The organism is Pseudoxanthomonas sp., assembly GCF_035999195.1.
Lineage (GTDB): Bacteria > Pseudomonadota > Gammaproteobacteria > Xanthomonadales > Xanthomonadaceae > Pseudoxanthomonas_A.
In genome coordinates, this window is record NZ_DASYGY010000009.1 from 1,043,277 (window position 1) to 1,056,647 (window position 13,371).

Annotated in this window: 15 protein-coding genes; 7 read left to right on the top strand and 8 right to left on the bottom strand. The window is 68.3% G+C overall.

What is annotated here, in order from left to right:
- Positions 1-135 precede the first annotated feature (135 nt).
- Together VGN58_RS11940 and VGN58_RS11945 are read left to right on the top strand one after the other, a co-directional pair.
- Positions 136-879: an SIMPL domain-containing protein gene (locus VGN58_RS11940; protein ID WP_327483437.1), complete on the top strand. Its 744-nt coding sequence runs from the start codon at positions 136-138 to the stop codon at positions 877-879.
- 210 nt (positions 880-1,089) lie between these two features.
- Positions 1,090-1,758 carry a TonB family protein gene (locus VGN58_RS11945; RefSeq protein ID WP_327483438.1) on the top strand — a complete coding sequence of 223 codons (669 nt, stop codon included), beginning with the start codon at positions 1,090-1,092 and terminating at the stop codon, positions 1,756-1,758.
- Between the two features lie 198 nt (positions 1,759-1,956).
- Here VGN58_RS11945 and rlmH read toward each other — a convergent pair whose 3' ends face one another.
- The 6 genes from rlmH to leuS form a co-directional block, all read right to left on the bottom strand.
- Positions 1,957-2,427: a 23S rRNA (pseudouridine(1915)-N(3))-methyltransferase RlmH gene (rlmH, locus tag VGN58_RS11950; protein ID WP_327483439.1), complete on the bottom strand. Its 471-nt coding sequence runs from the start codon at positions 2,425-2,427 to the stop codon at positions 1,957-1,959.
- An 83-nt stretch (positions 2,428-2,510) separates the two neighbouring features.
- The gene (gene rsfS / locus VGN58_RS11955) at positions 2,511-2,927 is read right to left on the bottom strand and encodes a ribosome silencing factor (protein WP_327483440.1); all 417 of its coding nucleotides are present in this window, start codon (positions 2,925-2,927) and stop codon (positions 2,511-2,513) included.
- Between the two features lie 31 nt (positions 2,928-2,958).
- Positions 2,959-3,636 (bottom strand): nicotinate-nucleotide adenylyltransferase, encoded by a 678-nt coding sequence (gene nadD / locus VGN58_RS11960; protein ID WP_327483441.1) that lies wholly within the window; start codon positions 3,634-3,636, stop codon positions 2,959-2,961.
- Positions 3,637-3,643: 7 nt separating this feature from the next.
- Positions 3,644-4,678 carry a DNA polymerase III subunit delta gene (gene holA / locus VGN58_RS11965; protein WP_327483442.1) on the bottom strand — a complete coding sequence of 345 codons (1,035 nt, stop codon included), beginning with the start codon at positions 4,676-4,678 and terminating at the stop codon, positions 3,644-3,646.
- Complete coding sequence (gene lptE / locus VGN58_RS11970) at positions 4,678-5,226, bottom strand: LPS assembly lipoprotein LptE (protein ID WP_414710784.1); 549 nt, start codon at positions 5,224-5,226, stop codon at positions 4,678-4,680. The genes holA and lptE overlap by 1 nt, the downstream gene beginning before the upstream one ends.
- Before the next feature lie 80 nt (positions 5,227-5,306).
- Positions 5,307-7,940, bottom strand: coding sequence for a leucine--tRNA ligase (gene leuS / locus VGN58_RS11975; protein ID WP_327483443.1), 2,634 nt, complete (start codon positions 7,938-7,940; stop codon positions 5,307-5,309).
- A 105-nt stretch (positions 7,941-8,045) separates the two neighbouring features.
- Between leuS and VGN58_RS11980 the strand changes: the two genes are divergently transcribed.
- The gene (locus VGN58_RS11980) at positions 8,046-9,368 is read left to right on the top strand and encodes an amidohydrolase family protein (protein WP_327483444.1); all 1,323 of its coding nucleotides are present in this window, start codon (positions 8,046-8,048) and stop codon (positions 9,366-9,368) included.
- 136 nt (positions 9,369-9,504) lie between these two features.
- Here VGN58_RS11980 and VGN58_RS11985 read toward each other — a convergent pair whose 3' ends face one another.
- Together VGN58_RS11985 and VGN58_RS11990 are read right to left on the bottom strand one after the other, a co-directional pair.
- Complete coding sequence (locus VGN58_RS11985; RefSeq protein ID WP_327483445.1) at positions 9,505-10,095, bottom strand: DUF998 domain-containing protein; 591 nt, start codon at positions 10,093-10,095, stop codon at positions 9,505-9,507.
- Positions 10,092-10,307 carry a helix-turn-helix transcriptional regulator gene (locus tag VGN58_RS11990; RefSeq protein WP_414710785.1) on the bottom strand — a complete coding sequence of 72 codons (216 nt, stop codon included), beginning with the start codon at positions 10,305-10,307 and terminating at the stop codon, positions 10,092-10,094. The genes VGN58_RS11985 and VGN58_RS11990 overlap by 4 nt, the downstream gene beginning before the upstream one ends.
- Positions 10,308-10,467: 160 nt before the next feature.
- Between VGN58_RS11990 and trxA the strand changes: the two genes are divergently transcribed.
- The 4 genes from trxA to VGN58_RS12010 all read left to right on the top strand — a co-directional run bounded on the left by trxA (position 10,468) and on the right by VGN58_RS12010 (position 13,353).
- Complete coding sequence (gene trxA / locus VGN58_RS11995) at positions 10,468-11,322, top strand: thioredoxin (RefSeq protein ID WP_327483446.1); 855 nt, start codon at positions 10,468-10,470, stop codon at positions 11,320-11,322.
- A 41-nt stretch (positions 11,323-11,363) separates the two neighbouring features.
- On the top strand, positions 11,364-11,825 hold the full coding sequence (locus tag VGN58_RS12000) for a DUF4442 domain-containing protein (protein WP_327483447.1): 462 nt from the start codon (positions 11,364-11,366) through the stop codon (positions 11,823-11,825).
- Between the two features lie 76 nt (positions 11,826-11,901).
- Positions 11,902-12,573, top strand: a complete 672-nt coding sequence (locus tag VGN58_RS12005; protein WP_327483448.1) for a DUF502 domain-containing protein — start codon at positions 11,902-11,904, stop codon at positions 12,571-12,573.
- Positions 12,574-12,576: 3 nt separating this feature from the next.
- Positions 12,577-13,353 (top strand): queuosine precursor transporter, encoded by a 777-nt coding sequence (locus VGN58_RS12010; protein ID WP_327483449.1) that lies wholly within the window; start codon positions 12,577-12,579, stop codon positions 13,351-13,353.
- The last annotated feature ends 18 nt before the right edge of the window (positions 13,354-13,371 follow it).

The window sequence follows — 13,371 nt, forward strand, 5'->3', positions numbered from 1 at the left end:
TGACTGAATGGCCGCTGATGTCGGCCGGAACGCGCAACCCCGCTGCAGATCACAGCCCGTTCATGTCATCGTGAACACCCTTGCGCGTCGACGACGACCCGGGTGCCCGCCACCCGAACCACGATAGGAGATCCCATGCGTCCGACCCTGATCCGCCCCCTGCTGCTCGCCCTTGCCCTGTCCTTCGGAACCACTGCCATGACCGCCTCCGCCCAGACCCTCGCCAGTGTCGGTGCTGCCGCCCCGGAAGGCACCCTGCTCAACGTGTCGGCGCAGGCCGAGGCCTCGCGCGTGCCGGACATCGCCACGATCTCGGCCGGCGTCGTCACCCAGGCCGTCGACGGCAACACCGCCATGCGCCAGAACAGCGAGCAGATGGCCAAGGTGGTGGCCGCCATCAAGGCCGCCGGCATCGCCGACAAGGACGTGCAGACCAGCGGCATCAGCCTCAATCCGCAGTACCGCTACGCCGAGAACGAGGCCCCGAAGATCACCGGCTACCAGGCCAACAACACCGTCAGCATCAAGGTCCGCGACATCGCCAAACTGGGCAAGGTGCTGGATGCCCTGGCCGGCGTCGGTGCCAACCAGATCAACGGCCCCAGTTTCGAGATCGACAACCCGGAGCCGGTCTACGACGAAGCCCGTCTGGCCGCGCTGAAGAAGGCCCAGGCCCGCGCCGAGACCTACGCGAAGTCGCTGGGCCTGAAGGTGCGCCGGATCGTCAGCATCTCCGAAGGAAACGGCGGCTTCCGCCCGATGCCGATGATGGCCATGGCCAAGATGGAAGCACGTGACGCCTCTGGCGCGCCGCCGGTCTCGCCGGGTGAAAGCACGGTTTCGATCAACCTGGACGTGGTGTTCGAACTGGGCAAGTAACCCCGGTCTTCGTGCCCGCGACGACGGCGCCCTGCGTGGCGCCGTTTTCGTTGGAGAGTCCGGTCACCGGACTACGCCGAAGGTCGAACGCTCCTCCCCTTGCGGACGCCCTCCGCCGGAGTACAGTCTGGGCGTGCGGCGCCGGGACGTTGCAACCCCACTCCCTGCGGCCGAGCGTTGTTCCGTTCACAGCCCTCAAGGAGGTGGATCATGGTTCGCGCACTACCCCACGGTTCCGATACCCGCATCGACATCGGCCGCATCGCCGCCATCGCGGCCGCCATCGCCCTTCACGCCGCCGCCCTGCTGATGCTGCTCATCCCGATGGCGGCGCCTCCCCTCGCGCCTGCGGCCAAGCCGAAGCCGGAAGTACGCTGGATACAGAAGGAGGATCCGATCCCCATCGTCGTACCGATCGAGGAGCAACAGACCGTCGTCAAGCGGGAAGAACCGCGTCCCATCACGACGACGCCTGCTGTGGCGCCAACGACGCCGACGGTCGATGTTCCGGTTTTCGTGGAATCGGGGAGCGAGCGCGTCATCGACATCCCCGCGGTCGACAGCGGCGAGATCGGTGGCACCACCGAGGTCGCGGGCCCCCTGCCATCCGCGACGCTGGAATATGTCCGTGCCACCTCGCCGCGCTACCCGATCAATGAACTGAAGAATGGCGTGGAAGGCACGGTGGTCCTGCGCGTGCTGGTCGACATCGACGGCACGCCCCTCGACGTGACCATCGAGACCAGCAGCGGCAACCGCAACCTCGATCGCTCGGCCCTGCAGCACGTGCTGAAGACCTGGCGCTTCAAGCCCGCCATGCAGAACGGACAGGCGGTGCAGGCTTACGGCCTGGTGCCGATCGCGTTCAACCTGCAGTGATGTCCCTCGCGTGAAACAGACAAGCCCGCCGGAATGCGGGCTTTTCTGTTGTTGCCTGTAGGAGCGACGTCAGTCGCGACCGCGAACCAGAGGGCACCGGCAAGCTCGCAGCGGGTCGCTGACTCCCGACCTCAACCCTCCCCGGCGCGCACGCCTTCCGTTCGCGACTCACGTCGCTCCCACAAAGATCCGGGCACCTCAGGCGCGATGGTAGGGATGATTCGCCAACATCGCCGCCGCGCGGTAGACCTGCTCGGCGACCACCAGCCGCACCAGCATGTGCGGCAGGGTCAGCGGGCTGAGCGACCATTTTTCGTGCGCGGCGGCCAGCACATCCGGGGCATGGCCTTCGGGCCCGCCGATCAGCAGCGCGATGTCGCGGCCCAGCGTACGCCAGTGCTCCAGGCGCTGGGCCAACTGCTCCGACGAGTACGGCTTGCCGGTCACCTCCAGCGCCACGACGTGCGCGCTCTTCGGCAACGCCGCCAGCACGCGCTTGCCTTCGTCCTCGATCGCACGCTGCGGGTCGCGACCCTTCCCGCGCAGTCCCGGCTCGATTTCGATCAGTTCGAACGGCAGCCAGTGCGACAGGCGCTTCTGGAACTCGGCGAAGCCCTGCGCGACCCAAGTCGGCGCACGTTCGCCGGTGGCGATGAGGCGGCATTTCATGACGGCATGATAGCGAGCACAAGCAGGGACCCGTAAACGACGACGGCGCCACCCGGGCGCCGTCGCTTGAACACGGAATCGGGTCAGAGCCGCGATTCGTCCGCAGTCTCGGCGTCTTCCGGCGGCTGGTCGCCGACGGTCCACAGGCGTTCCAGCGCGTAGAACTCGCGCACGCGCGGCAGCATGACGTGGACGATGACGTCACCCAGGTCCACCAGGACCCACTCGGCCTCACGCTCGCCTTCCACGCCCAGCGGCATCACGTCCAGCTTCTTGGCGAACTTCACCACTTCGTCGGCGATCGATTTCACGTGGCGGGTCGAGGTGCCGGAGGCGATGACCAGGTAGTCGGCGACGCTGGACTTGCCGCGCACGTCGATCTCGACGACATCCTTGGCTTTCAGTTCCTGCACCGCGGCATGCACGGTGGCGAGCAGGTCCGGCAGGGCCGGCGGCGGGCTGGGGAGGCGGGTCTTGATGACGTGGGCTTGGCTGGACAAAGGCTTGGTGGCTCCGGGAACTCGTGCGGGATTATAGCGGACCGGCGTCGGCGGCCCGTGAGGCGTAAAGCCTTTCGTCGGCAATGGCGTCCGCGACCGCGGGTGGCACCAGATGCCGCCAGGCCTCGCCTGCGGCGATACGGCGGCGGATCTCGGTGGCGGATTCCCGCTGGAGCGGCTGGTTCAACCGGAACACGCGACCTGCCGGCGCCTGCCCCAGGTCCTCGATCCGGTCGGTCCAACGGCCCTCCAGCCGGCCCATCAGGACAGGCGGGAGACCGGCATCGAGCCCGCTGCCCGGTCGGTCGGCAACGACGAAATGCGCCAGGTCGAACAGCGCCGTCCATGACCGCCAGGTGGGCAGGCCGAGCAGGCTGTCGGCGCCGATCAACAGCGCGATCGGAGCAGCCTGGCCCAGCTCCTCGCGCAGCTCCTGCAGCGTGTCGATCGTGTACGAGCGCGCGGCCGGGTCGCGCTGGGCGCGCACCAGCTCGCGTCGATCCACCCGCAGGCCGTGCTCGTCCTGCACGGCCAGGTCGAGCAGGTGCGCGCGCTGCGCCGCAGTGGCGCCGGGAACCGCGCGATGCGGCGGGTCCGCCGCCGGCATCAGGCGGACCGGCACCCCGAATGCACCGTGCGCGGCGCGCGCGATAGCGAGGTGCCCGTTGTGGACCGGGTCGAACGTGCCACCGTAGAAGAGGTGCAGCATCGCCCGGTCAGGCGACCAGCAGGCGTACGGCCTTCGCCTCGGCGATGGCCAGCAACAGCCGCTCCAGCGCCACCCACGCATCGCCGTCGCCGCGCCCCTTGGCGATGCGGTCGATCTTCGATGCCTCGGCGACGAAGCGTTCCCAGCGCGCAGGCGCGGCGTGGCGCTGCAGCGCGCGCTTGAAAGGCGCCTGCTTCGCTTCCCAGATGCCTTGCGACTTCATCTCGGCGGCCAGGTTGCCGCCATTGGCCTGCACGCGCGCCAGCGTCGCGGTGCGCAGCAGTTCCTTGACGATCATCGGCATCAGCCCGGCCACCACGTCGCCTTCGGCGCGCAGCCCGGCGAGGATGCGCGACACCTGCGCGCCCTGCCCGGCCAACACGGCGTCGGTCAGGCGGAACACGTCGTAGCGCGCCGCATTGGCGACCAGCGACTCCATGCGTTCGACGTCCAGCGTCTGTCCGTCGCTGAGCAACGCCAGCTTGTCGATTTCCTGCGCCGCGGCCAGCAGGTTGCCTTCCACGCGATCGGCCAGCAGTTGCACGGCATCGCGGTCGGCGCGCAGGCCCTTGCTGCGCAGACGGCTTTCGATCCATCCGGGCAGTTCGTGCGGCTTGATGGCCCAGGCCACTGCCAGCACGCCGACCCGGGTAATCGCGTCGCTCCACTTGCCCTGGTAAGCCTTGCCCCACTCGCCTGCAGTGATCAGCAGCACCACGTCGGGGGGCGGGTTGGCGCAGAACGCGGTGATCACCTCGGCGCCCTCCTTGCCCGGCTTTCCGCCCGGCAAGCGGACTTCGACCAGACGCCGGGCGCTGAACAGGCTGGGCGCGTTGAAGCTCGCCTCCAGCTGGCCCCAGTCGAAATCGCGGCCGTCGGCATCGAAGACCTCGCGCTCCCCGATGCCTTGCGCACGCGCATGGGCGCGCACGGCATCGGCGGCTTCGAGCACCCGCAGCGTCTCAGGTCCGGCGATCAGGTAGACCGGCAGCAGCGGCTCGGAGGTTGCGCGCGCCGCCAGCTGTTCCGGCCTGAGTTCCATCAGGGGGCTGCGGGCGCCGGACCCGAGCGCACCACGCCGTCGATGCGGCGCAGGATCGACGCCGCCATCTCGCGGCGCAGTTCCTCGGCCAGCACTTCGCGTTCGGTGGTGGTGCCCGTGGCGTCCTGCGGCGGCGACACGTAGTCGCGCGACAGCTCCACGACCTGCTGCGGCACCAGGTCGGTGCCGTCGGCCTTCTTGAAGGCGAACACCACCGCGTAGCGGAGGCTGAATTCCTGCGCGCGCCCGAACTGGTCCACCGCGATCGGCAGATCGCCCCAGCGCTCGGAGACGACACGCAGCGTGGCGACCTGCGCATCGGCCGCCTGGGGGCTGTCCTCTTCGCCGATCGGCGCCGCCAGGGTCGCGCCGGCCGCCTGCAGGCCACGCGACAGGCTGGTCACCAGCGCGCTGTACGACGTGGACGACGCGGTGACGCGAACCGGACCCAAGTCGGACGGCAAGGCGATCTTGTTGCGCAGGTGGAACCCGCACCCGGCCAGGAAGACCAGGGCGAGCAGGAGGAGGGGCAGGCGGAATCGGATCATGGGCGAAGTCTGGACGAGCCCGTCATGGGCGGCAATAGCGTAGCCCGACCGGACGTGAACGCCCGGGCAAGCCATGGGCCTCAGCCGGCGACGATGTTGACGATCTTGCCCGGCACCATGATGACCTTGCGGATCGCCAGGCCCTCGAGGAACTTCGCCGTATTCGGTTCGGCCTTCGCCAGCGCTTCGACATGATCCCGCGGCGCGTCGGCCGCCACCTCGATGGTGCCGCGCAGCTTGCCGTTGACCTGCACCGCCAGCGTCACCGAATCGCGCACCAGCGCGGCGGCATCGGCTTGCGGAAATGCCACGTCCTCGATCAGCGTCTCCGCATGGCCCAGCACCTGCCACAGCGCGTGGCTGGCATGCGGCGTGATGGGGTTCAGCAGCAGCACCGCCGACTCCAGCGCTTCCTGCCGTACCGCACGTCCCTGCGGGCTGGCGTCGTCGAACTTGCCCAGCGTGTTCGACAGCTCCATGACCGCGGCGATGGCCGTGTTGAAGCTGTGGCGCTTGCCGTAGTCGTGGCCGACCTTGTCGATGGTCTCGTGGGTCTTGCGGCGGACCGCCTTCTGCTCGGCCGTCAGGGAGGCGACATCCAGCGCGGGCACCGCGCCGTCGGCGGCATGCTTCTGCACCTGCGTCCACAGCCGGCGCAGGAAACGCGCCATGCCTTCCACGCCCGCTTCGTTCCACTCCAGCGACTGCTCCGGAGGCGCGGCGAACATGGAGAACAGGCGCACGGTGTCGGCGCCGAACTTGTCGACCATCGACTGCGGGTCGACCCCGTTGTTCTTCGACTTCGACATCTTCTCGACCGGGCCGATCTTCACTGGCTGGCCATCGGCCTTCAGCGTGGCGCCGACCACGCGGGACTTCTCGTCGCGCTGGACTTCCACGTCGACCGGATTGATCCAGTCCTTGGAACCGTCGGCATGGTCGCGGTAGAACGTCTCGGCGATCACCATGCCCTGGGTCAGCAGGTTGGTGGCCGGCTCGTCGCTGTCCACCATGCGCGCGTCGCGCAGCAGCTTGTGGTAGAAGCGGAAATACATCAGGTGCAGGATCGCGTGCTCGATGCCGCCGATGTACTGGTCGACCGGCAGCCAGTAGTTGCCGCGCTTGTCGACCATGTCCTTCGCGCCCGGCGAGGTGTAGCGCGCGTAGTACCAGCTCGATTCCATGAACGTATCGAACGTGTCCGTCTCGCGCTCGGCGTCGGCGCCGCACTGCGGGCACGTGGTCTTGCGCCATTCGGGGTCGGCCTTGATCGGCGACTTCACGCCGTCGAGGGTGACGTTCTCCGGCAGCACGACCGGCAGGTCGGAGTCCGGCACCGGCACCGCGCCGCAGCGCTGGCAATAGATCACCGGAATCGGGCAGCCCCAGTAGCGCTGGCGGCTGACGCCCCAGTCACGCAGGCGGTAGTTCACCCGGCGCTGGCCCTGGCCCTTGCGCTCGAAGCGCTCGGCGAAGGCTTCGAAGGCACCGCGGTAGTCCAGGCCATCGAACTCGCCGGAATTGACCAGCTCCAGGTCCTCGCGCGTCTTGTCGCCGTACCAGTCGCGCCAGGTGGTGGGGTCGTAGATCTTTTCGTCGTCGTTCTTCGGCGACTTCAGCGCGATGACCTGCTGGATCGGCAACGCGTACTTGGTGGCGAACTCGAAGTCGCGCTGGTCGTGGCCCGGCACGGCCATCACCGCGCCGGTGCCGTAGCCCATCAGCACGAAGTTGGCCACCCACACCGGCACCTTGTCGCCGGTGATGGGATGGATGGCGCGCAGGCCAGTGTCCATGCCGCGCTTTTCCTGGGTCTCCAGTTCCGCCTCGGACACGCCGCCGTGCTTCAGTTCCTCCAGGAACGCGGCCAGCGAAGGGTTGGACGCGGCCGCCTTCAGCGCCAGCGGATGCTCGCCGGCGATCGACACGAAGGTCACGCCCATCAGCGTGTCCGGGCGCGTGGTGAACACCGTCAGCGGATCCTGGCCTTCCACGACGAACTGGATCTCCAGGCCTTCCGAACGACCGATCCAGTTGCGCTGCATGGTCTTGACCGCATCCGGCCAGCCCGGCAGGTTGTCCAGGCCGTCCAGCAGTTCCTGCGCGTAGTCGGTGATGCGCAGGAACCACTGCGGGATCTCGCGCTTCTCCACCAGCGCGCCGCTGCGCCAGCCGCGGCCGTCGATGACCTGCTCGTTGGCCAGCACGGTCTGGTCCACCGGGTCCCAGTTCACCACCGAATTCTTGCGGTAGGCCAGGCCCTTGCGCAGCAGGCGGGTGAACATGCGCTGCTCGTGCACGTAGTACTCGGGGCGGCAGGTGGCGAACTCGCGCGACCAGTCGATCGCGTAGCCCAGCGATTTCAGCTGGGTGCGCATGTGCTCGATGTTGGCGTAGGTCCACTTGGCCGGCGCGGTCCTGTTCTTGATCGCGGCGTTCTCGGCCGGCAGGCCGAAGGCGTCCCAGCCCATCGGCTGCAGCACGTTGTGGCCGGTCATGCGCTTGTAGCGGCTGATCACGTCGCCGATGGTGTAGTTGCGCACGTGGCCCATGTGCAGCGCGCCCGACGGATACGGCAGCATCGACAGGCAGTAGTACTTCGGCTTGTCCGACTGCTCGTCCACCTCGAAGGCACGCCGGGCCTCCCAGAAGGACTGGGCCTGGGATTCGACGGATTTCGGGTCGTAGGAAGCGGGTTCGGCAACAGTGGACATGGCGGTGTGCGGCAACGGCGACGGCAAAGCGGCCAAGGGTACCGCAGCGCACCATGGGCCGCCACGCCAGCGGTTAGCATGGACGGGTCGAAACCGGGGACCTCCATGACCAAGACCTTGCTCGCCCTCGCCCTGGCCGCCGTCGGCGTGCCGGCCCATGCCGCCGAAACCGCCACGCCGGCCACCACCCTGGCGGTGCACTGCGACCGCCTGTTCGACGCCCGCAGCGGCAAGGTCCTGGGCGAGCACACCGTGCTGGTGCGGGACGGGAAGATCGCCGAGGTCATCCCCGGCCGCGCCAAGCTGGCCGAGGCCGAGTCCATCGTGCTGGCCGACCGCACCTGCACACCCGGCTGGACCGACCTGCACGTGCACCTGGGCAGCGAATCCAGTCCGCAGAGCTATTCGGAAGGCTTCCGCCTAGACCCCGTGGACTACGCCTTCCGCTCGGTGGGTTATGCGGAAAAGACCCTGATGGCCGGTTTCACCAGCGTGCGCGACCTGGGCGGCGAAGTGGCCCCGCACCTGCGCGATGCGGTCAACCAGGGGCTGGTGAAGGGTCCGCGCATCTTCGCGGCCGGCAAGTCGATCGCCACCACCGGTGGCCACGCCGATCCGACCAACGGCTACAACGACCGCCTGTCGCACCTGTTGGGTCCGCCCGGCCCGACCGACGGCGTGATCAATTCGCCGGAAGAAGCCCGCGAGGCGGTGCGCCAGCGCTACAAGGACGGCAGCGACGTGATCAAGATCACCGCCACCGGCGGCGTGCTGAGCTATGCGAAGTCCGGCGATGCGCCGCAGTTCGTCGTGGACGAAGTGAAGGCGATCTTCGACACCGCCCGCGACTACGGCTTCCGCGTGGCCGCGCACGCACACGGCAAGGAAGGCATGAAGCGCGCCATTCTCGGCGGCGTGACCAGCATCGAGCACGGCACCTACATGGACGACGAGATCATGCGGCTGATGAAGCAGCAGGGCACCTGGTACGTGCCGACCATCTATGCCGGCCGCTTCGTGGCGGAGAAGGCGAAGATCGACGGCTACTTCCCGCCGGTGGTGCGTCCGAAAGCGCAGCGCATCGGTGCGCTGATCCAGGAGACCGCCGGCAAGGCCTACCGCAACGGCGTGAAGATCGCCTTCGGCACCGACATGGGCGTGGGGCCGCACGGCGACAACGCGCGCGAGTTCCTCTACATGGTCGAAGCCGGCATTCCCGCCGACGTCGCGCTGCAGTCCGCGACCATCCGCGCCGCGGAGGTGCTGGGCGTGGACGACCAGGGCGTCATCGAGGTCGGCAAGCGGGCGGACATCGTGGCGATGCCGGGCGACCCGACTGCGGACATCAACGCGGTGCTGGAAGTCGACTTCGTGATGAAGGACGGCAAGGTGTATCGGACCCCGCGCCTCGACGCACCCGCCCAATGACGCGATGACGAACGCGCCGCAGCGCGCCTGTGCAGCGAATGGCACGCGCCGTCCGACCGTAGCGCCGAGCTTGCTCGGCGGCTCCCCGGGAGTCGTCGGCGTTTACGTCTACACGCGCAGCGGAGCAAGCTCCGCTCTACGCACGCGGATTGCGTGAAGCGATGCACAGCCAGCCGAGCCACACCGCGTAGCCGAACCGCTGCGCGATACCGGCCGGCATCAACTCCACCGCCAGCAGCGCGACAAACAGCACCAGCAGTGCCGCTGCGGTACTGGCGCGCGCCAGCACACGCCAGGCCGGACGCCCGCGCAGCCCGACCGCGACCAGCAGCGCGCCCGGCACGAACGCGACCCACCACAGCATCCATGCCGTGGCATGCAGGCTGCTGGCCGGGTTGTCCAGGTCGGACGGATCCAGCGGCAGCAACCCCATGGCGGCAAAGCCCAGCGCGGACAGCAGGACCAGTTGCGTGCCCACGCGCAGCGGCCAGCCCGCGTCGGCGGGCAGGTGGCGGCGAAGGCCGAGCGCGGTCGTGGCCGCCAGCACACCGGGCAGCACGAATCCGAGCACGTTGAAGCCCGGCGCATGCGGCACGCCCTTCGCGCCCAACACGGCCACCGGATGCCAGACCTGCGAATACCCGGACAACGCCAGGCCGAACCCGACCAGCACAGCAGCGAACATCGCGGCCGCCGCCGGCCCGCTCCACCGCAATGCCGCGCTCATGCGTCCTCCCACCGGAACACCTCCTCGATCCCTACGCCGAACGCCCGCGCGATGCGGAACGCCAGTTCCAGCGACGGCGCATAGCGCCCCGCCTCCAGCGCGATGATGGTCTGACGGGTGACGCCGCAGGCATCGGCCAGCGCCTGCTGGGTCATTTCGCCGCGCGCGAAGCGCAGGCGGCGGATGTCGTTGGCGATGGGGGTGCCGGTCATCGGTGGTCGCGCCACGGCATGCCATGTCACTCCTGGTAAACACCATGTCAACTCAGCATGACATCCCGCCCGGGCAATGTCAAAAGAATTTGACATCACCTTGTATCCTGCCGCCCGCGGCACCATCTGACCGCCACGCCCCATCCCCACGAGCGACCCGATGACCGACCTGCCCCACGTGTTCGACGCCACCACCGAGACCTTCGAGGCCGAGGTCCTGCGCAAGTCGCTGGAGGCGCCGGTCCTGGTCGACTTCTGGGCGACCTGGTGCGGTCCGTGCAAGACGCTCGGCCCGATCCTCGAGAAGCTGGCAGGCGAGTACAACGGCGCGTTCCTGCTGGCCAAGGTCGACGTGGACAAGGAACAGCAGATCGCGGCGGCCTTCCAGATCCGCTCCGTGCCCACCGTGTTCCTGGTCAAGGACGGGCAACTGGTGGACGGTTTCCCCGGCGCGCTGCCGGAAGGCCAGTTGCGCGAGTTCCTGGCGTCCCACGGCATCCAGCCCGCCGCGGCCGCCGATGCTCCCGTCGAAGAGGTGCCGCTGGATCCGCAGGCGCAGGTCGCCGCGCTGCGCGAAGCGGTGGCCGCCGAACCGGACAAGGACGAACTGAAGCTCGACCTGGTCCTCGCCCTGCTGAAGACCGGCGACGCCGCCGAGGCCGAACGCCTGCTCGATGCCCTGCCCGCCAACCTCGCCACCGACGACCGCGCGGTCAAGGCGCGCGCGCGCCTCGGCTTCGCCGCCGCGCTGAAGGATGCGCCGGCGCCGGACACCCTTCGCGCAGCGATCGCCGCGAACGCGGACGACCTGCGTGCGCGCCACCTGCTGGGCGTGCACGCCCTGGTCGCGGGCGACTCGGAAGGCGCACTGGAGCAGTTCCTGGAGATGCTCAAGCGCGACCGCGCGTTCGAGGACGGCCTGGCGCGCAGGAGCCTGATCGATGCCTTCCGCGTGATCGAAGACGACGCGCTGGTCAGCCAGTACCGCAGGAAGATGTCCTCCCTCCTGTTCTGATCCGCGAAGCCTTCCCCGTCACCCAGCACAAGCAGTCCTGTATGAAACCCGGCACCCTGCGGCACATCTTCAACGTCTGGCCACCTTTCCTGCTCAGCGGCATCCATGTCACCGAAATGGCCGACGACTGGAGCTTCGCGCGCGTCGAACTGCGCATGCGCCCCTGGAACCGCAACTATGTGGGCACCCACTTCGGCGGCAGCCTGTTCGCGATGACCGATCCGTTCTGGATGATCCTCGCCAAGGAGCGGCTGGGCAGCGACTACTACGTCTGGGACAAGGCGGCGGAGATCGAGTTCGTCAAACCCGGCAAGGGCACGCTGCACGCCGAGTTCCGTCTGGATGCCTTCGTGCTGGACGAGATCCGCGCCGAAGCCGCCAACGGGCAGAAATACCTGCGGTGGATGCCGGCGGACGTCTTCAACGCGCAGAACGAAGTGGTCGCCCGCGTGCGCAAGCAGATCTACGTGCGACTGAAGCCCGAGGCACGACGGGCGGAGTGATCAGGGTGCCTGCGCTCGTACGGCGCCACTGTCGATGCGCTACTGCTGACCCACCGCGCCGGCCTACAATGACGGCATGCCCCCCGACCATTCCACGCACCGCGTTTCGGTGCAGAAGCTCTTCATCACCGGCCTGCTGACCCTGCTGCCGATCTGGCTGACCTGGGTCGTCATCAAGTTCGTCTTTGTGCTGCTGTCCGACATCAGCAAGCCGTGGGTCGAGCCGCTGTCGCACCAGATCGCGGCCACGTTCCCGCAATCGCTGGGCTGGTTCAGCGGTCTGTGGGTGCAGAACACTATCGCCATGGTCGCCACGCTGTTCGTCATCGTCGCCGTCGGCGCACTGACCCGGCGCGTGGTCGGGCAGCGGTTGCTGCGCTGGTTCGAGGCGCTGATCGCGCGCGTGCCGCTGGCGAACGTCATCTACACCAGCGCGCGCAAGCTGCTGGACATGCTGGAGACCAAGCCCGGCAGCACGCAGCGCGTGGTGCTGATCGACTTCCCGCACCGCGAGATGAAGTCGGTCGGCCTGGTGACGCGGGTGATCCGCGAGGAAGGCAGCGGCCGCGAGCTGGCCGCCGTCTACGTGCCCACCACGCCCAACCCCACCTCGGGTTATCTGGAGATCGTGCCGGTCGAACTGCTCACACCGACCGACTGGACGGTGGACCAGGCCATGAGCTTCATCATTTCCGGCGGCGCCGTCGCGCCGGAGACCATGCCGTTCACCCGCGCCGGAGACCGCTGAGCCATGCACGCGCCGGGCACCCTGGATGACCGCGCGGTCCGCCTGTTCATCGTGCTGGCGGCGGTGTTCTGCGCCAACGCGGTGCTGGCCGAGTTCATCGGCGTCAAGATCTTCGCGCTGGAAGACACGCTGGGCATCGCGCCGCTGGAATGGAACCTGTTCGGCCAGACCGGCTCGCTCAGCTTCACCGCCGGCACGCTGCTGTGGCCGTTCGTGTTCGTGCTGACCGACACCATCAACGAGTTCTTCGGCAAGCGCGGCGTGCGCTTCATCTCGTGGCTGGCGGTGGCGTTGATCGTCTATGGCTTCCTGTTCGCGTTCGCCGCCATCGCGCTGGCACCGGCCGACTGGTGGGTGGAGGCGGCGCAGGCGCAGGGCGTGCCGGATTACCAGAAGGCCTTCGCCGCCATCTTCGGCCAGGGCATGTGGACCATCGCCGGCTCGGTGGTGGCGTTCCTGGTGGGCCAGCTGATCGACGTCTCCGTGTTCCACCGCATCCGTAACGCCACCGGCGAGCGGTGGGTGTGGCTGCGCGCGACCGGCTCGACGGCGGTCTCGCAGCTCGTGGACAGTTTCGTGGTGATCTACATCGCCTTCGTGCTGGGGCCGCAGAAGTGGCCGACCTCGCTGTTCCTCGCGGTCAGCACGGTCAACTACGCCTACAAGATGCTGGCCGCCATCGCGCTGATCCCGCTGCTGTACCTGATGCGGCACGCCATCCGCCGCTATCTGGGGCAGGAACGCGAGCGGCAGCTGCGTGCCGAGGCAGCCCTCGACTGAGGTCGCGCGCCGGGCCGC